13 protein-coding genes (1 of these 13 running past the window's edge) are annotated in these 18899 nt (G+C 45.6%); 5 read left to right on the top strand and 8 right to left on the bottom strand.

Features of this window, described 5'->3' with window-relative positions:
• Positions 1-302: 302 nt before the first annotated feature.
• The 3 genes from KUA50_RS14225 to KUA50_RS14215 all read left to right on the top strand — a co-directional run bounded on the left by KUA50_RS14225 (position 303) and on the right by KUA50_RS14215 (position 3094).
• Entirely contained in the window at positions 303-1163 is an 861-nt protein-coding gene (locus KUA50_RS14225; protein WP_218457695.1) for a DUF3737 family protein, read from the top strand.
• A 106-nt stretch (positions 1164-1269) separates the two neighbouring features.
• Positions 1270-2469: a MalY/PatB family protein gene (locus KUA50_RS14220; RefSeq protein ID WP_218457694.1), complete on the top strand. Its 1200-nt coding sequence runs from the start codon at positions 1270-1272 to the stop codon at positions 2467-2469.
• Positions 2470-2569: 100 nt separating this feature from the next.
• A complete protein-coding gene (locus KUA50_RS14215) occupies positions 2570-3094 on the top strand; it encodes a nitroreductase family protein (protein WP_218457693.1) in 525 nt (174 codons plus the stop codon).
• Positions 3095-3475: 381 nt separating this feature from the next.
• Here the strand turns inward: KUA50_RS14215 and KUA50_RS14210 are convergent, their stop codons facing one another.
• Together KUA50_RS14210 and gltX are read right to left on the bottom strand one after the other, a co-directional pair.
• The gene (locus KUA50_RS14210; RefSeq protein WP_218457707.1) at positions 3476-4777 is read right to left on the bottom strand and encodes a 3-deoxy-D-manno-octulosonic acid transferase; all 1302 of its coding nucleotides are present in this window, start codon (positions 4775-4777) and stop codon (positions 3476-3478) included.
• 130 nt (positions 4778-4907) lie between these two features.
• Entirely contained in the window at positions 4908-6425 is a 1518-nt protein-coding gene (gene gltX, locus KUA50_RS14205) for a glutamate--tRNA ligase (protein WP_118116770.1), read from the bottom strand.
• 211 nt (positions 6426-6636) lie between these two features.
• On the opposite strand from gltX, the gene KUA50_RS14200 reads away from it, so the two are divergent.
• Both KUA50_RS14200 and KUA50_RS14195 read left to right on the top strand, forming a co-directional pair.
• Positions 6637-8688, top strand: coding sequence for an HD family phosphohydrolase (locus tag KUA50_RS14200; protein ID WP_218457692.1), 2052 nt, complete (start codon positions 6637-6639; stop codon positions 8686-8688).
• A 167-nt stretch (positions 8689-8855) separates the two neighbouring features.
• Positions 8856-10415: an OmpP1/FadL family transporter gene (locus KUA50_RS14195; RefSeq protein ID WP_218457691.1), complete on the top strand. Its 1560-nt coding sequence runs from the start codon at positions 8856-8858 to the stop codon at positions 10413-10415.
• A 147-nt stretch (positions 10416-10562) separates the two neighbouring features.
• Here KUA50_RS14195 and priA read toward each other — a convergent pair whose 3' ends face one another.
• From priA to KUA50_RS14165, 6 genes are all read right to left on the bottom strand, one after another.
• Positions 10563-12965: a primosomal protein N' gene (gene priA, locus KUA50_RS14190; RefSeq protein ID WP_256624332.1), complete on the bottom strand. Its 2403-nt coding sequence runs from the start codon at positions 12963-12965 to the stop codon at positions 10563-10565.
• A 122-nt stretch (positions 12966-13087) separates the two neighbouring features.
• Positions 13088-13717, bottom strand: coding sequence for a porin family protein (locus KUA50_RS14185; RefSeq protein ID WP_218457690.1), 630 nt, complete (start codon positions 13715-13717; stop codon positions 13088-13090).
• Between the two features lie 149 nt (positions 13718-13866).
• Positions 13867-14913, bottom strand: a complete 1047-nt coding sequence (gene gldN, locus KUA50_RS14180) for a gliding motility protein GldN (RefSeq protein ID WP_218457689.1) — start codon at positions 14911-14913, stop codon at positions 13867-13869.
• 110 nt (positions 14914-15023) lie between these two features.
• Positions 15024-16580, bottom strand: coding sequence for a gliding motility protein GldM (gene gldM, locus KUA50_RS14175; protein ID WP_218457688.1), 1557 nt, complete (start codon positions 16578-16580; stop codon positions 15024-15026).
• A 32-nt stretch (positions 16581-16612) separates the two neighbouring features.
• Complete coding sequence (gldL, locus tag KUA50_RS14170) at positions 16613-17545, bottom strand: gliding motility protein GldL (RefSeq protein WP_218457687.1); 933 nt, start codon at positions 17543-17545, stop codon at positions 16613-16615.
• Positions 17546-17550: 5 nt separating this feature from the next.
• On the bottom strand, positions 17551-18899 hold the 3' portion of the coding sequence (locus KUA50_RS14165) for an SUMF1/EgtB/PvdO family nonheme iron enzyme (protein WP_022110542.1). It continues 112 nt past the right edge of the window; only the last 1349 of its 1461 coding nucleotides appear in the window; the start codon falls outside the window, past its right edge; its stop codon occupies positions 17551-17553.

The raw sequence follows: 18899 nt of genomic DNA, 5'->3' as shown, positions 1-18899 counted from the left end.
GTATTTTGTCAATAATGCTATTACGGTCATGGCTTGCTGGTTCAAAATCAGCCCATAATGGTTATTTTTTCCGTAATTTAGATGAAATGACTTTGGCATATTTTTTGTAATTTTGCAAACGAGAAAGAATTCATCCCCCAAAAAGATGGGAAAAAGTTGGGAAACAATCAAGAAAAAAATCCCAACGGATAGAGGAAATTCATTCCGTTTCCATAAAAAACATGGGAAGAATTGAGAAAATCTTTCCACAAAAAAATGGGAAATAGTTGGGAAAGACAAATCATAATATTAAAGAAAGGAAAATGGAACTGATTAAAAACAAAACTTTCGGTGGTGAACGCCCACTCTTTGGCGCGCACGACGCCCGTTTGGAAGATATCACTATCACTGATGGAGAATCAGGTATCAAGTGCTGCAAGAACATAGAATGCCACAACTCTAAATTCTATGGAAAATATCCTTGGTGGCACGTGGACGGTTCTCTCATCACAGACTGCTATTTCGCACCTGAAAGCCGATCTGCTATCTGGTACAGCAACAATATGGTGATGAAAGACTGCACTATTGACGGACCGAAATTTTTCAGGGAAATGAAAAACCTCGAACTGGAGAATGTCAATATCACGGATGCTGACGAAACTTTCTGGAAAGTGGATAGACTGAAAATCAAGAATGTAAAACTGCACGAAGGTACATACCCATTCATGTTCTCAAAGAATATCTATGTGGACGGACTGGAAAGCGACTCGAAATATGTATTCCAGTACTGCCAGAATGTAGAAATTCACAACGCCAAGATTACCACCAAAGATAGTTTCTGGGAATGTGAGAATGTAACCGTATATGATTCTGAACTGAACGGAGAATATCTCGCATGGCACAGTAAGAACATCAAGTTGGTGCGCTGCCACATCAGCGGCGAACAACCTCTCTGCTATATGGATCATGTGATACTGGAAGACTGCACTTTCGACAAGGAATGCGACCGTGCTTTCGAGGACTGTAGCAATATCGATGCACATATCAAGGGCAGTATCACCAATATCAAAAACCCTATTTCCGGTCGTATCGAGGCCGACAAAGTGGGCAGCATCACCTACACCGAGTTTGCCAAAGCTCCTCAGGGCGCCTGCGAAATAATCGACAAATCGGAAGGTAAATAATCAAATTCTACGGACCTAACTTTTATGAAGGTCCGTAAAAAAGCGATACACCCATATCCTCGTTCTTTAAAAGAACCTGACTAACAAAGAAAATAGAAAAAGAAATATGAAATACAATTTTGATGAAATCATTGACCGCCGGGGCACCAATTCCTACAAATGGGACCTGGTAAAGGAGGAAGATGTTATCCCTATGTGGGTAGCCGATATGGACTTCCAGACTGCTCCTGCCATCATTGAGGCCCTGCAGAAGCGAGTGGCTCACGGCATCTTCGGATACACCCTGGTACCGGACTCTTACTACGAGGCCATCACCAGCTGGTTTGCCCGCCGCCACCATTGGAACATCGAGAAATACTGGATACTCTATACATCGGGCGTAGTGCCTGCCATTTCCTGCTGCCTGAAGGCCATCTGCATGCCTGGCGAACAAGTGCTGGTGCAGACTCCTGTATATAACTGCTTCTTCTCATGCATCAAAAACAGTGGTTGCGAGGTGGTAGAAAACGAATTGAGACGAGTAGGAAACTGCACTTACGAGATAGATTTCGAGGATTTCGAGCGCAAATGTGCTGACGAAAAGACGACTGTTTTCATCCTCTGCAACCCTCACAACCCTGCCGGAAGGGTATGGAAAAAGGAGGAATTGGAGCGCATGAACGACATCTGTCTGAAGCACAACGTAAAGATAGTTGCCGACGAAATCCATTGCGAACTTGTGATGCCGGGCTATCAGTATATTCCTTTCGCAAGCATCAGCGAAGCCGGCAGAGACAATTGCGTGGTATTGAATTCTCCATCCAAATCATTCAATATTGCCGGTCTGCAGATAGCCAACATCATCTGTCCGGATGCCGCATTGCGTCGCCGCATCAACAGGGCTATCAATATCAACGAGGTGTGTGATGTTAACCCATTCGGAGTCATTGCTCTCCAGGCTGCATACAATGAGAGCGAGGAATGGCTGGACGAACTGAATCAGTATCTCTATGAGAACTATCAGACTGTAAAGGAATTTTTCAATTCCGAATTACCTCAGGTTCGAGTTACCCGTCTGGAAGGCACATACCTGGTATGGCTCGACATCCTGCCTTTCGAACTATCGAGCGACGAGGCTTATGAGAAGCTGATGAATGACGGCAAGGTATTTGTGAATAGCGGCACCATGTATGGCAGAAAAGCCGGTCAGGGATTCCTGCGCCTCAACATCGCCTGTCCTCGCAAGACCCTGATGCAGGGACTGATCCGTATCGCCCGAGTATTAAGCCAGTACGTGGAGGATGAGGACACAGGTTGTCCGATGTAATTTTGAGTGAAGAGTGAAGAACGAAGAGTGAAGAATTCAAATGCTTTTCGTGCTTCACTCTATTAGAATATAAACAATTAAAATATAAAACTGAAAGACAATGGAAAATGAAGTTTTGAAAGCCATTAAGGAGAGAAGAAGTATCCGTAGATACAAGGCTGATCAGATCACAGATGAGGAACTGAAAACCGTATTGGAGGCAGGCACATGGGCTGCCACCGGTCATGGCACTCAGGAACCATTCATCATCGCAGTACAGAATCCGGAGACCTGCGCCCAGCTTCGCAAGATGAATGCTAAGGTGATGGGTGTAGAGAGTGATCCTTACTATGGAGCACCAACCATCGTCATCGTTTTGGCTCCAGAGAGCAATGCGAACGCCATCAAGGACGGCAGTCTCATCCTCGGCAATATGATGTTGGCAGCCCACTCTATCGGTCTTTCTTCTTGCTGGATCAATCGCGAGGATGCCATGTTTGCTTCCGAGGAGGGCAAAAATCTGTTGAAGGAATGGAAGCTTCCTGAAGGTTTGATAGGAGTTGGAGCCTTGGCATTAGGCTATGCATCTGCTCATCCGCATACCGTGAAGCCTCGCAAAGAGGATTATTACCGCATCATAAAGTAAGAAAAGATATTTCAGTCTCATTTTACTGAATACAATATCCCCTTTTGATTACTGATTTTGTAGATATAAAAAAAATGCGCCAGACGAGTTCTCTGCTATAAAACTATGTTTTGTAAGTCATAAAACTATGACTTACAAAACATATCCTCATTTTGCTGTCATTTACCGCATCTGAAAACCGTCATTTATCACTTCAGAAGGTAGAAATTTATCACTTCTGCTTAAAATCGCAAGTTTATGCACACTAAAATTTGCTGGTTACAAAAAAAGCAATACTTTTGCACCATAAATACAAAAGTACTGCTTTCATAAAATTATATTCTCCCTGAGAAAGGGGGCTTACTTCTTTGCGAAAAGAAAATCTTCCTATACTGACTATACTTAAAGCTGCACCTTAGAAAGAACCTTATCTGTAGCGCCAGACAGGCTCGCTACGAATTCTCCTGCCTTTTCTCCCGCAGACTTCAGGAAAGCTTCGTCATTCATCATCGACTTCATCAAGACAGCAAAGTCCTCAAAATTGTTGATTTCGAATCCGCCACCCGACTTCAGCAAGCCCTGAGCTTCCTGGAATTTCTTATTGTTAGGACCGAAAATAACCGGCATATTCCATACGGCAGCCTCCAGGGTATTATGGATACCAACTCCGAAACCACCTCCGATATAAGCCACATCACCATAATGGTACATGCTGCTCAGCAGTCCGAAGCAGTCGATAATCAGCACATCAGCCCCAGCAGCTTCCTCAGGAGTAGTCTGAGTATAGCGCACTACCTTCTTATCCTTCAGCAGAGAAAGAATCAGTTTCAGATGTTCCTCGGCTATGACATGAGGAGCTATCAGCAAGCGCCAATCCTTATGTTCATTGAAGAAGCGGATGAAGATTTCCTCATCAGGAGGCCAAGAACTGCCTGCTACAAATACTTTGTAATCCTGAGAAGGAACGGATGCAGACTTACCGGCAGGGGATTCTGTCAAAAGACCATCAGAAGAATACCCATCAGCAGAAACTCCCTTTCTGAACGCCTCGCAGATAGGCAGATGCTTGGCAGCTTCCTTGATCTGCAGCACACGGTCGAAGCGGGTATCTCCCACCACATCCACATCCGTAATACCGATGCCGGCGAGCAATCGCTTGCTCTCCTCATTCTGCACAAAGAAGCGGGTGAAGCACTTCAAGACATTCGCATAGCTCCTGCCATACCACTTGAAGAAGACCTGATCCTCACGGAAGATACTGCTCACACTGTATGTAGGAATGTTGCGGTACTTGAGAATATGGAGGAAATTAGACCAGAATTCATACTTGATGAAGAAGGCCATCACAGGACGCACCAGGCGAAGAAAACGGATGGCATTCAGGCGGGTATCCACCGGCATATAGCAGATGATGTCAGCGCCCTCATAATTCTTGCGCACCTCATATCCGGAAGGCGAATAGAAGGTAAGCAGAATCTTATACTGGGGATAATCTCTGCGGATGCGCTCCATCAAAGGACGACCCTGTTCAAACTCGCCAAGTGATGCGGCATGAAACCAGATATACCTTTCAGTAGGATCCACATTTTCCCTCAGAATTCTGAAGGCATCGCGCTCACCTCGCCACATCTTGCGCACCTTCTCATTGAAAAGGCTGGCGATGGCGATTCCCCAAAGCACGAAATAAATGACGACATTATAGATCATGTTTTTCTTTTTTTTCGGTTAGTATCTATAAATATCTAAATATAAATTGAATTCTCTCTGAGGAAAATTCCCACACAAAAGCAGAAATTTTCCACAGAAAGAGATAAAATATGCTGACTGCGATGCCTTATCCGAGAACCTCAATGGCTCTGCGGAGACGCTTCAGAGTCTCCTCCTTGCCGAGGAAGGCTGAGATATCAAACATACCTGGACCCTTACCCTCGCCTACGAGCGTGAGACGGAAAGCATTCATCACATCACCGAGCTTATAGCCCTTATCCTCTACCCATTTCATCACAACAGGCTCCTGACCCTCGATAGAGAAATCCTCGATGCCCTCCAACACTTCAGCCAGTTCGGTCATCTGCTGAGCAGAATACTCCTTCCAGCGCTTCTTGGCTGTCTTGGCATCATACTCTGTAGGAGGAATGAAGAAGAATGAGCACAATGGCCACAACTCATATACGAAGTTCACGCGATCCTTCATCATGTGTACCACCTGCTTCACGCGGTCCATTGTCTCCTCCACACCGTTATTAGCCACGATAGGCGCAAAGAGATTGGCTATCTCATCATCGCTCTTCATGAGGATGTACTCATGGTTGAACCAGATGCCCTTCTTGAAGTCAAACTTGGCTCCTGCCTTAGAGCAGCGGGAGATATCGAAAGCCTTCACCAGCTCGTCGAGAGAGAAGATTTCCTGCTCTGTGCCAGGATTCCAGCCCAGCAATGCAAGGAAATTGACTACTGCCTCTGGGAAATAACCGCTCTCACGATAACCAGAAGAAACCTCGCCGGTCTTAGGATCGTGCCACTCCAATGGGAATACAGGGAAACCGAGACGGTCGCCATCACGCTTGCTCAACTTACCCTTACCCTCTGGCTTGAGAAGCAATGGAAGATGGGCAAAGCGAGGCATGGTATCCTCCCAGCCGAAAGCCTTGTAGAGAAGTACATGCAATGGTGCACTTGGCAACCACTCCTCGCCGCGGATCACATGAGAGATTTCCATCAGATGATCGTCCACGATATTGGCCAGGTGGTAAGTAGGAAGCTCGTCGGCACTCTTGTAGAGCACCTTGTCGTCGAGGATATCGCTCATCACCTTCACATCGCCACGAATCATATCGTTGACGTGGATTTCCTCTCCTGGTTCTATCTTGAAACGTACGGTATATTGCTTGCCGTCTGCGATGAGCTGGTCCACCTCTTCCTGAGAAAGGGTGAGAGAATTGCGCATCTGCATACGGGTGTGGGCATCATACTGGAAATTCTGGATTTCAGCACGCTTGGCCTCCAGTTCCTCTGGAGTATCAAAAGCGATGTAAGCCTTGCCATTGTCGAGAAGCTGCTGTACATATTTCTTATAAATGTCACGACGCTCGCTCTGACGGTAAGGACCATGCTCACCACCGAAGCTCACTCCCTCATCAAACTTGATGCCGAGCCACTTGAATGACTCCAGGATATATTCCTCGGCACCTGGTACGAAACGATGAGAGTCAGTATCCTCGATACGGAACACAAGTTCACCACCATGCTGGCGAGCAAACAAATAATTATAGAGGGCGGTACGAACACCACCAATGTGCAATGCACCCGTAGGACTTGGGGCAAAACGCACTCTTACTTTTCTATCTGCCATGTCTTATTTTATAGCTATTTTCAAAATTTTCTGCAAATTTACATCTTTTTTTGCGATTATAATAGTTTTTTTTCGTATTTTCGCACATGAAAAGGGAAATATGGGGCAAATCGGCATTTTTATTCAAAGAAATGCTCCTTTTTATCCATAAATATTCAAAAGTGAAGAGACTTTCCCACCAATCCAACAAGAAAAACAAAAACAAAAAAATATGAGTATATTCAACAATCCGGAAGAAAACTATTGGCGCAACCTGGTGACTAAGGCCATACTGGTCTGCATGACCGTGGCTGTCATCGTTTGGTTTCTGCCTCGCAACGAGGGTCGCCAGTACCGATACGATGTAGGAAAACCATGGATGTACGGCTCTGTCATCGCCAAGTTCGACTTTCCAATCTACAAAACCGATGAAGCTATCAAGCACGAACAGGATTCGATGATGAACCAGTTCCAGCCCTACTATGGCCTGAATCCAACGGTGGAAAACGTGCAGGTGAACCGATTTCTCCACGATTTCCAGAAGGGAATACCCGGTCTGCCTAATGATTTTGTGGGACTCATAGCCAACGAACTGCACAATGCCTATCAGATGGGCATCATCAACACCACGGAGTACAACCGCATCTTCAAGGATTCTACCAGCACCATCCGAATCATCAGCGGAAAGAACGTGAAAAGCGTGCCTATCAAGTCGTTCTACTCTACGATAGCCGCCTATGAGCATCTCTTTGCCAACGAAAAATTGGCTGCCCAGCGACCGCTGCTCTCCCGCTGCAACCTCAACAACTATATAGAGGCCAACATCATCTACGAAAAAGAGAAAAGCGAAACCGAGAAAAACGACCTGCTGAGCAGCATTCCATTGGCAAGCGGAATGGTGATGAGCGGACAGAAAATCGTGGACAGAGGCGAGGTGATCAGCGACTACACCTTCCGCGTGCTCACATCCTTCGACAAGGAAATGAAGCGGCGCACGTCCACTGAGGAGGAAATTACCACCACCATCATCGGACAGGTGCTCTTCGTATTCATTCTCGTCATGATGTTTACGTCATACCTCTCGCTCTTCCGCAAAGACTATTTCGAAAAACCGCGCAGCATCACGATGCTCTATGCGATGATCACGCTCTTCCCTATCCTGGTATCGCTGATGATGAAGCACAATTTCTTCTCTGTGTATATCATCCCGTTTGCCATGGTGCCTATCTTCGTAAGAGTATTTATGGATTCCCGCACGGCATTCATCACCCATGTCACGATGATTCTGATATGTGCGGCGGCTGTAAAATACCAGTATGAATTCATCATCGTGCAGCTGGCTTCCGGACTGGTGGCCATCTATTCGCTCCGTGAACTGAGCAAGCGCTCGCAGATATTCATCACAGCCCTGCTGGTGACGGTGGCAAGCGGAGTGGTATATCTGGCACTGCAGCTGATGCAGGACAACGAGGTATTCAATATCGACACCAGCATGTACACCCATTTCACCATCAACGGCATCTTCCTGCTACTCTCCTATCCGCTGATGTATCTGATAGAAAAGCTGTTCGGATTTATCTCGAATGTCACATTGTTTGAACTTTCGAATACCAACAAGGGACTGCTACGCAACCTGAGCGAGATAGCTCCAGGCACCTTCCAGCACTCCATCACCGTGGGAAATCTGGCTGCCGAAATCGCCAACCGCATCCATGCCAACAGTCTGCTCGTGCGTACGGGTGCATTATATCATGACATCGGCAAGATGAGCAATCCTGTATTCTTCACCGAAAATCAGGCTGGCGTCAATCCGCACGACCAGCTTACCGATCTGGAGAGTGCACAGATCATCATCAGCCACGTGACCGAAGGCTTGAAAATGGCAGAAAAGGCCAACCTTCCTGGCATCATCAAGGATTTCATCTCCACCCATCATGGCACCGGGCTTACCAAGTATTTCTATATTAATTATTGTAATGCCCATCCAGATGAAAATGTAAACAAGGAGCTTTTCCAGTATCCAGGTCCGAATCCATTCACCCGTGAGCAGGCTATTCTGATGATGGCCGACACGGTGGAAGCAGCCTCCCGCTCGCTCAACGAATATACCGAGGAAAGCATCAGCACGCTCATCAACAAGCTCATCGACGGTCAGGTGGCTGAAGGTTTCTTCAAGGAATGTCCTATCACCTTCCGCGACATCGCCCTGGCCAAAGTGGTGCTCACAGAACGTCTGAAATCCATTTATCATACGCGAATTTCGTATCCGCATCTGAATAAATAACTGGTGATTATAGAGCATAAATAAATCCCGATTTATTGCACATATCATTTATTCTGTGCAGTAAATCGGGATTTTATCGTTAATATACTTTAAATAAGAAATAAAAGTAGTAGCGAAATAGAACATTCTTCTTACCTTTGCGGACGTTTTTATTTAAATTTATTAAAATGAAGAAACTAAAATTAGTTTGTGTTGCCATTGCGATGGCAAGTGCAGCACCTACTTTTGCAGGTGGTTTGCTCACTAATACAAACCAACATGTAGCATTCAATAGAATGATGAGCCGTGAGGCTTCTATCGGTATTGATGGTGTTTATTACAACCCAGCAGGCGTTGTATTCATGGGTGACGGTCACCATCTTGCCATCAACTGGCAGTTGGCTTATCAAACACGTAACATTGAAAATGACTATGCATTGTTTAATTATAATGCAAAGAATCCAAAGACTCCTCGTACCTTCAAGGGTAAGGCATTTGCCCCAGTTATCCCATCTTTCCAGTATGCTTACAACAAGGGCAAATGGTCTTGGCAGGCTAATTTCGCCCTCACTGGCGGTGGTGGTAAGTGTACTTTTGATGATGGTCTTGGCTCTTTCGAGAAAGTCGTGGCAAACATCGGCCTACTTGGCAACGCACTTGCTCCATATATGGGTCACATCTTGCCAACCAATCCAAACATTCCGAACCCTGTAACAAAACAGATGGGCGGTTATATGTACTCATACGATAGCTATATGCATGGCCGCCAATACTACTTTGGCCTGTCTCTTGGCGCAGCATACAAAGTAAATGAGCATTTGGCTGTAGCTCTCGGCGTACGTGGAGTGTATGCGACATGCAATTATTACGGATACGTAGAAAATATCACATTCGTCGGGAATGAAGGTAAACTTCTTCCTTTGTCAACCATTGTAGACAAAAACGACCCTAAGAGTTCTGACATAGAATTGAACACTAACCAAAGTGGTATTGGTTTCACTCCAATCATCGGCATCGATTATAAGACTGGACGCTGGAATTTCTCTGCAAAATATGAATTTAAGACTCGCCTCCGTTTAAAGAACCAAGGCACAGTCATCAGTCCTGTTGGCAAACTTAACGATGTTGGTCCTAACCTCTTGCAATATGGTGTTCCTGCAGCAGCATTGGCACAAGTTGCCCCTGCCATTGCAGAAGCTAAAAACAGCATCAATGAGTTGATCGCTGAATATGATGAAGACCAAAACAAGAAAGTGGCTGGCGATATCCCTTCACTCTTAACCATCGGTGCAGGATACAGTCCAATTGATGCTCTTCGCATCAACGTGGGCTTCCATTGGTTCGACGATAAAAACGCAACATCTTCTTACTCTTGGACAGACAAAGATGGTGAAGCAAACCGAGTAGATCGTCATAAGAAACTAAAGCGTGGTACATTGGAATATAATGCCGGCATTGAGTATGACCTTGACAAAAAAGTTACACTTAGTACAGGCTGGCAAAACACAAACTACGGCTTGACAGAAGACTACATGGACGACAAGTCGTTCGTCACAAGTTCCAACTCAGTAGCAGTAGGTGGTGTTTACCACATCAACAAGAAAATGGATTTGAACGTGGCTTACTTCCACACATTCTATCAGCACAAGAAAACCTCAGAGACAGTAAAGCAAACAGGAAAAGACTACACCTCTGATTATACCCGTAACAACAACGTGTTTGCGGTAGGTCTCGACATCAATTTCTAAAGACGAGGTTGAAAAAAGTAGAATTAGACTTATGTTTCCTTAACATAATAGATCAGTTCATAACTACAAACATGCAAAAAAGGCTATCCCCTTCCTTCGATTGGGATAGCCTTTTTTTTTATTTTGTATCCGCAATCATCTGTCTGATTATTGCGGATCCACATCATAGTATATTTGCAAAGCCCCATACCTTGGGTCCTTCAGCATCATCGTCTGGGCATACTTCAGGTATTCCCTCACCTTCTTCTGATCAATGCCGTTCTCCAGTTTAAGCACTATCTTACGGATATTCATTGTCTTCACACGAGCCACTGCAGGCTTGTCAGGTCCTAAGATTCTCTCCCCAAACCATCCTCGCAAGGTCTGTCCCAGCTCCATACTTGCCTGCTGACAGACTTTCTCATGCTTGTGCTTCAGATAGACATTGATGAGATGATAGAAAGGCGGATAATGAAAGGCTTTACGTTCTTCCAGCAAGTCGCGGTAAAAAGTGGCATAATCGTTGTGAACCACCTGCGAGATAACCGGTAACTCCGGAGATTTCGTCTGGAGGATCACCAGTCCTCGCTTGCCCTTTCTGCCAGCCCTTCCACTCACCTGCGCCATCATCATAAAGGCATGTTCGTAGGCCCGGAAGTCAGGATAATTGAGCATCGAGTCGGCATTGAGAATACCCACAACGCTCACCTTGTCAAAATCCAGTCCCTTGGAAATCATCTGCGTACCGATAAGTAGGTTGGTCTTTCCCGAAGAAAAATCCTCTATCAGGCGTTCATAGGCATTACGGGTGCGGGTCGTATCAAGATCCATACGGGCAATACGCGCCTCAGGGAAGATTTCAGTCAACTGGTCTTCCACCTTCTCTGTTCCGATACCACGCCCCGTCAGTTCGGTACTTCCACAGTTAGGACATTCCGTAGGAACGGGATACGTGTAGCCACAATAATGGCAGGTAAGCAGATTGATATTCTTATGCAATGTGAGCGACACATCACAGTTTTTGCATTTCGGCACCCATCCACAGACCTTACACTCAATCATCGGTGCAAAACCGCGCCTGTTCTGAAAGAGAATAGCCTGTTCGCCACGCTGCAAGGCCTCTCTTACCGCTGCCAAGAGTTGTGGCGAATATGCCCCTTTCATGATCTTGCGATGGCGTAAATCCTTCACATCCACCACCTGTATTTCCGGCAGTTGGATGTCTTTATATCGCGTTTTCATCTCCACCAGACCATACTTTCCCTGCTGGGCATTGTAATAACTTTCCATCGAAGGAGTAGCCGTACCCAAGAGCACTTTGGCTTCGGGATACATACTTGCCAAAACGATGGCTGCGCTGCGGGCATGATAGCGAGGAGCCGGGTCCTGCTGCTTAAAACTGGTTTCATGCTCCTCATCCACTATCACAAGTCCGAGTTTCTGAAAAGGCAGGAAGACTGCACTTCTGGCTCCTAAGATGACATCATAAGGATGATCAGACATCTGTTTCTGCCAGATTTCCACACGCTCTGCATCGCTATATTTCGAGTGATAGATACCAAGTCGGTCTCCAAAAACCCGGTGAAGACGTTCCATAATCTGCACAGTAAGCGCAATTTCTGGCAAGAGATAAAGTACCTGCTTATGCTCATCGAGCGCCTGTTTGATGAGGTGGATATAGACCTCCGTCTTACCGCTGGAAGTCACGCCATGCAAGAGCACCACATTCTTCTTCATCATCTGCATCAGAATCTGGTTATAAGCATCCTGCTGGGGCATCGAGAGCGGTTTGATCAACTCGAAATGAGATTCGCCAGATGTATTCAGACGCCCTACTTCTATCTCATATGTAAAAAGAAATCCCTTATCTATCAGACTTTTGATAATGGCAGAGGTGGAATGACTCTCGTTCATCAGTTCCTCCTTCGTTACTTTTTCTATAAAAGAAGGGATATCAGGTGATTGGTTTCCATTTGAAGAAGAAACATCAGAAGGCTGGCTTCCATTTAAAGAAGGAATATCAGGAGACTGCATATTTCTCAATTCATAGAATTCCTCCCGCAACAGTCCGTTTTCATCTACCTCGTTTTCGAGAAGAATATCCCAATGAGACAGTTGGAGGAAGGTGGTAAAAGCCTTCATTTGCTTGACGGCCCGCCCCATCATCTGAAGCGCCACACGGAGCGTCTGAGGATTGCGATAAGCACTCGACAAACCGACATATTGCTCCATTTTGGGTTTAAACTTCTCTGTAGATTTCAGTCCAGCCGGGAAAGCAGCATTATAGACATCACCCAATGGAGACATGTAATAATCGCTAATCCACGACCAGAGCCGGTATTGCCTTTCCAGAAGCACAGGGTTTTCATCCAGCACCTGCTCTATCGGTTTCACCTCAAAAGCAGGCTTCTCATCATGCATTTTCACCGCCATACCGATATACTTCTTGCTCCTTCCCAGGGGTACGAGCAGGCGCTTGCCAAACACAACCCTCCCTTCCATTCCTTCAGGAACAGAATAGGTAAACAAGCCTGGAAGCGGCAAAGGAAGTATCACATCTACGTATTTCATACTGAAAAGTCATCTTGAGAATTATATCGTTGTGCAAAGATAACAATAAAAAAGCAGATACCCAATAAAGGATATCTGCTTTTATATATTTTAAGAAAGCCAAACTGAACTGGTCCCGATTTTTAGAACCAGTAGCCAAGCGCAATCTGCCAAGAATTGTTGCGGCTTCTATCGCTATGCAAAACTGTTTCGCCCACCTTTTCGACAGAGGCATCTGCTGTCTTTCCACAAGCAATATTGTAGTTAGCAGAAAGCTGTACGTGGCTCAACAAAGTAACACCAGCACCCACATTGACGCTGAAATTAGACTTCTTCAAAGAATAACTGCTACCAGTATTCCACTTGAAATTCTTATCACCTACGTTGATTCCCCACTGAGGACCCGCAAAGAGGAAGATATTTGCCACGCTGCTCAATCCCCAACCATAGCGTACATTCACAGGAATGTTGAGAGACTTCTGCTTCACATTCTCCTTGGAATATGAATTATCAATTCCCTGATACTTCACGTCAGCCTCTTTCTGATCATAGAGAGCAGCTGCATCAAAACTCAAGCCAACTACTGGCAAGGTGATCTTCACCATAGGCCCTACAAAGAAACCGGTCTTATTAGAAGCATCGAATACATCTTTGCTGAAAGACATATTGGTAACGTTCAAACCACCTTTCAAACCAAACTTAACCTGTGCGTTAGCCTGCTGCACGAACAGCAATGATGCCAACAACACCATAAAAGTCAATACTTTTTTCATACCTATTTCTCTTTTTTTATTTCTAATAATTGTTTTTCAAATCACATAATTCCAACGATTGTTACTCCAATCATAGTTATTCCAATCATTGTTATTTCATCAATTGATATTTCCAATCATAATTATTTCCAACAATCAGAACAATCCAATTAATGGCGCTCTCTTCTGACAGAAACGCGGGCTGCACTGGAGGTAGAAGAACCAGAACTGCGCTGGCGACGGCTTCTTACACTCGAAGAAGAACCTGAAGACTTAGAAGAACTTCTGCGGTTCTTCTTGACAGTCTTTGCATCCTTCTTACCGGCATTGGAAATACTATCCAGAGAATCCTTTCTCGCCTGATCGCCCCAGATATTCTTCTCGAAGGCAGCCAATTCTGCCTCAATCCTCTTCTGCTCCTTGCTCATAGCCGAATCAGAAGGACAGTATTGAGCCAAAGTCTTGCCCAACATATTATTGGTTTTGTAAATCTTTCCTTTATACTGATTTCTGACAAAGTAATCATCCACACTCATCGTCGCAGCATTGTTCAGATTACTGGTCATAATCTGCTGTTTAGATAAGTAAGGAGCCAGGTCGCTGTACTTCACCCAGAATAAAGGATATTTATTGCCACCATCTCCGAAATCATCCTCACGGGTCATGATAGGACAGAGTGCCAACACCTGAGTATGGAAGGTGGAAGTACGCTGGTCAAAATAAGAAGATTCCTTGACATAGTAAGATTTCACTTCGCGGGAAGGAATATCACTATTGTCAAGACGCATTCTTCCGTTTGCATCCTTCTCATAATAAATGTGGTAATTATCCAGGAATGCCTTTGGCTTCACCAAGTCTGCATCACTGAAACTCTCGTTGCCGTCCAACTTATACTGGTAAGCCTTGATGCGACCGGAGAGTATCAACTTAAACATATAGGTGAACAGGTTCACCTGGTTGCCCAATGGTTCCACAGGATAATACAAAGGCGCATTGGCATCATCGTTGAGATTCAACTCGCGATAGATGTCACGTCTCCATACCACATCCTCATCCATAGAAGCAGTAGTAGGAAACATGATTTGTGCACGGGTCGTCATGTTGTTGGCATTCGACTTCTGCTGAGCCTTCTGCTGTGCCTGGCGGTGCGCTTCAGGTTGAGCGCTGATTCCCAGCGTAACACCTGCAAGCATCAAAAGCATAAATATCTTTTTCATCACATTGATTTTATTTACTTTGATCATTATGTTATGCATTCTGGCAAGTTTCCATCCCGCCCAGAATGAATCTCCTGTCCAGATTCGCCTTTTTCCTATTCCAGACTCTCTTACCTCACAATCACTTCCATTGCAGCGGAGAGATTGCGGGTAATGCCATCAGGACCAACTGCCTTGATATGAGAAATGTAGAAACGGCGGTTTCTGGACAAGCGACGGAATTCCTCGCGCTGACGCTCTGAGAAATTGGCACCTGCTGAAGCAAGAGGAACCGCATTTCCCATATTGTCGAAGAATACAGTCTCGAAACTCAGCACCTTGAACGGAATATCGAGCAATCCGTCATCAATCGCGGCATGAATGCCTGTTGCTCCCATCAGAGAAGCCTTTGACAGAGCACCGCCTCTATATCTGTTGGTACCCAAAGCCAGATAAGCAGTTGGGTCTGGAAGTTTTCTGACATGGAAAACAAACGGTGGCATCGTACGGGTCTGTCCCTTGTCACGAGCCGTAACTGTAATCGTCACATCCTTGCCTACAGCAAATGGAACTGCCACGAAATGTCCATTTCCCTTGGAGATGAAGGAACCGCCACTCATGCTGGCAGAAATCGCATTGGCAGGAACTCCCGGGACGCTGATACTGATTGGATTGTGGAAACCGGCATAGAGCACATTCATCATGTCGGCTGCCACAGTAGCAGTATTAGGAGCCGGAATCACACTGTACTTCTGCAGGAAATTGCGTCGCAAGACATCTCCCTTGGCATTGTGCATCAGAATATATCCGCTGAACTGGTGTTCGCCTACGCCTCCAGCAGTAAAGGAATACTGTCCATGAGCCGTATTCACGCGCATACCATTCACATAGATTTCCGGTTGCTGGGTAGTATCCACAGCCGCCATCACAATGTTGGCATTGAAGCGCTCGCCAGGATAAAGCGTAGTCTTCTCCGGAATCACGAAGGCATCAAGTTTGTTGACGCGAATATCCTTCATATCTATATTAGAAACGAGGGTATGGAGCACCTCTCCTTCAGCATAGCGCACATCACTCTGCAGTTTGGAAAGCAAAGTGATAGCAGCAGCCACAGGCATATTCTCAAACATATATTCCTGCCAGTTTTTGCCCAAAGTCGTTGATTTCTTTGGCACAACTGTAGCGAGGTTGCTCTGAATGATCTTCTTCTGATGCTCGTCAGTCACCATGGTGAGGATACGCTCACGATAACGGTTGATGGCATCATAGAGTTTCTTGCCTTTCCCCGTACCAGGAGCCAGCATCACGATGCCCGCAGCTTCCAGATTATCCTTGTTCTCGATGTTTTTCACATCGCCATTCTTTCCATCAGCCTCTCTGACGATGGCTTCCTTCAACTGCTGTGCGAAGTTGTAGAGCGAGTCACTCATTTCCTTCACCTGAGTAGCCTTCTCAAACCATTCTCTCACCTTGGCAGGATTCTTCTTCATCTGATTGCTGAAATCCCCATAGAGCGCAGCATTCTCTGCAGAAGAATTGGCCGTGGTACGGTTCAAGCTCTCCTCCACAATAGAGAATCCGTTGAGCACCTCAGTAGAGATGTTCAATGCAAGCATGGCCATGAGGACGACATACATCAAGTTGATCATCTTCTGGCGCGGTGAAACGGGTCTTTTCTTTATTGCCATTTATTTATAACTGATAAATTCGATTGAATGCTTTACTCTTCACTTACATGTGGGGCAGCAGCTCTCATATTGACAGTCATTGCCTCGATCATGCGAGTATAAATCTTGTTGAGCTGCTCTATCTGCTGAGCCATCTTTCTGCTCTGCTCATTGATCTGGTCGATAGTACCAATCTGCTGACTGGCACCCTTCAGCTGCATCTCATATACCTTGCTGATACCGGTAAGCGTACGGTTCAGATTTTCCATTTCCTCGCTATCACGGGTCAGGCGGCTGCTCTGTTCATTTACCTTTTCGAGAGTTTCTACCAGCTTCTTCAACTCTTCCACATAGTTATTCTGTGCTTCCTCCATTTCTGGAGTTATCTGCTGCTGACCACCAACCCATGCAGTAGAACCAGCTACAGGCTGCTGAACGGCTGCTGACTGAGGCTGCTGAACAGCAACATCGGCATCCTTATCATCTGAAGATGATGCAGAGACAGAAGAAGCTGCTGCAGAAACAGGAGATGAAGCTGTGCCTTCAGAAGTTGCTGCAGAAGCAATGCCCTGAGAAGCAGTAGCACCAGAAGCAAAGACTATCGGCTGTCCCACAACCACAGCATCTCCGGAAACAGGATGAGAACCCGAAACCGGTTGAGAACCAGCTACAGAATTATTTGTATCATAAGTGACCTTGCCCGTCTCCAGATATTCTTCAGTAATATGTGTAGGAATATCACGACCATCGGCAGTCTTATCAAAAGGACGGTCGAAAGCTGACAGGAAGAATACCAATACCTCAGTACCCATACCCAAGAACAACATCAGATTGGCTCCCGGCAAGTGAGTCAACTTAAAGAGTGTACCCAAGATAACGATAGATGCACCCCAACTATATGCATAGTTCAGGAATGTTTGTCCAGGCACGCTATCCATCCACTTTTGCAGACGGTAAACGATATTAAACTTACTGTAATCGCCCATTTTTATTATCTCCTATTCTTTGATTTTGTAGGTTTCTGTTTTGCACTTGATGTTGTTGCGAGACTTCTCACACATCTGAATCCGATATACGAACGAGGCTGGTTCTGATATTCCCAAGAGCGCCATGCCGAACGTATGAAAGACTCTGGATCCTTCCAAGATCCACCCCTCACGCTTTTCTTCTTCAAGCGGTAAGGATCCTCCTTGGCTGCATTATAAACAAGCGTTGGATTCAGATCGTTCATGGCATCAACACCCGCTTCCGTATAAATCGTACTGGTCCATTCAGCCACATTACCTGCCATATCATACAGTCCGTTAGAATTAGGAGAATAGATGCCCACCCGGCTTGTTATCAGGTTTCCGTCCTTGGTATAATTACCACGGTCTGGCTTGAAATTGGCATAGAAACATCCATCCCCATTCTTTACATCCTTGTTTTCCCAAGGGAATTCATTCTGCTCCTTACCGCGGGCTGCATACTCCCACTCTGCCTCAGTAGGCAGACGATATCTCTGTATGAAACGTGCCTCAGGACCCAAGCCTTTCAATAAATAGTCCGTACGCCAGGCACAGAATGCATTCGCCTGTTCCCAAGTAACGCCTACCACAGGATAATCATTATAGGCAGGATTGCTGAAATAACTTCTGAGATAAGTCTCATTATCAGAATTCTTGAAGTCATTCACCCAACAAGTCGTATCCGGATAAACATTCACGATATAGGTATTGAGAAAATCCCAAGGTCCACTCAACTGTCGGTTGATGGTCTGTCTCACGATTCTTCCCTCGTCATCCACATAGGCCGTATCCTTGGAAATCATGACCACCTCGTTCGGATCCACCTCGATGTCCGTATTGAGGTTACGCTCAGAAGCATTGAGACGGTTGCGACGCAAGGCAGCGGCAGTATAATCATAGATTTCATACTTATAGTTGAGCTGACTCCAGTCTATCAACTTTTCTCCCGTCACAGGATTGGTCGTATAAAGACTCTCAATGGCACGCAGTTCATCCTCATTAGGTTTCTTAGGAAGATTCTTCTTCCAGTTGACACGCGGAGGCACAGGTTCACCATTCTTATCTTCCGTAATCATATAAGTTTCATCGCCTCCATAAGAAGGGTCAGCAAGACGGGTACGCAAGATAGAATCTCTCACGTAAGCAACAAATTGCTTATATTCAGAGTTGGTAATTTCAGTATCGTCCATCCAGAAACCATCCACAGAGATTTCCTTCACAGGCGTTTTTCCACCCCAAAGAGAGTCTTGCTTTTCCAAGCCCATCTTCAGGAAGCCACGGTTCACCTTCACCATGCCGTAAGGAGCTGGCTCGGTAAATCCCCTGCCAGATA

It is taken from the genome of Segatella hominis, assembly GCF_019249725.2.
Taxonomy (GTDB): Bacteria; Bacteroidota; Bacteroidia; order Bacteroidales; family Bacteroidaceae; genus Prevotella.
This window is presented reverse-complemented; position numbering and strand designations above follow the sequence as displayed.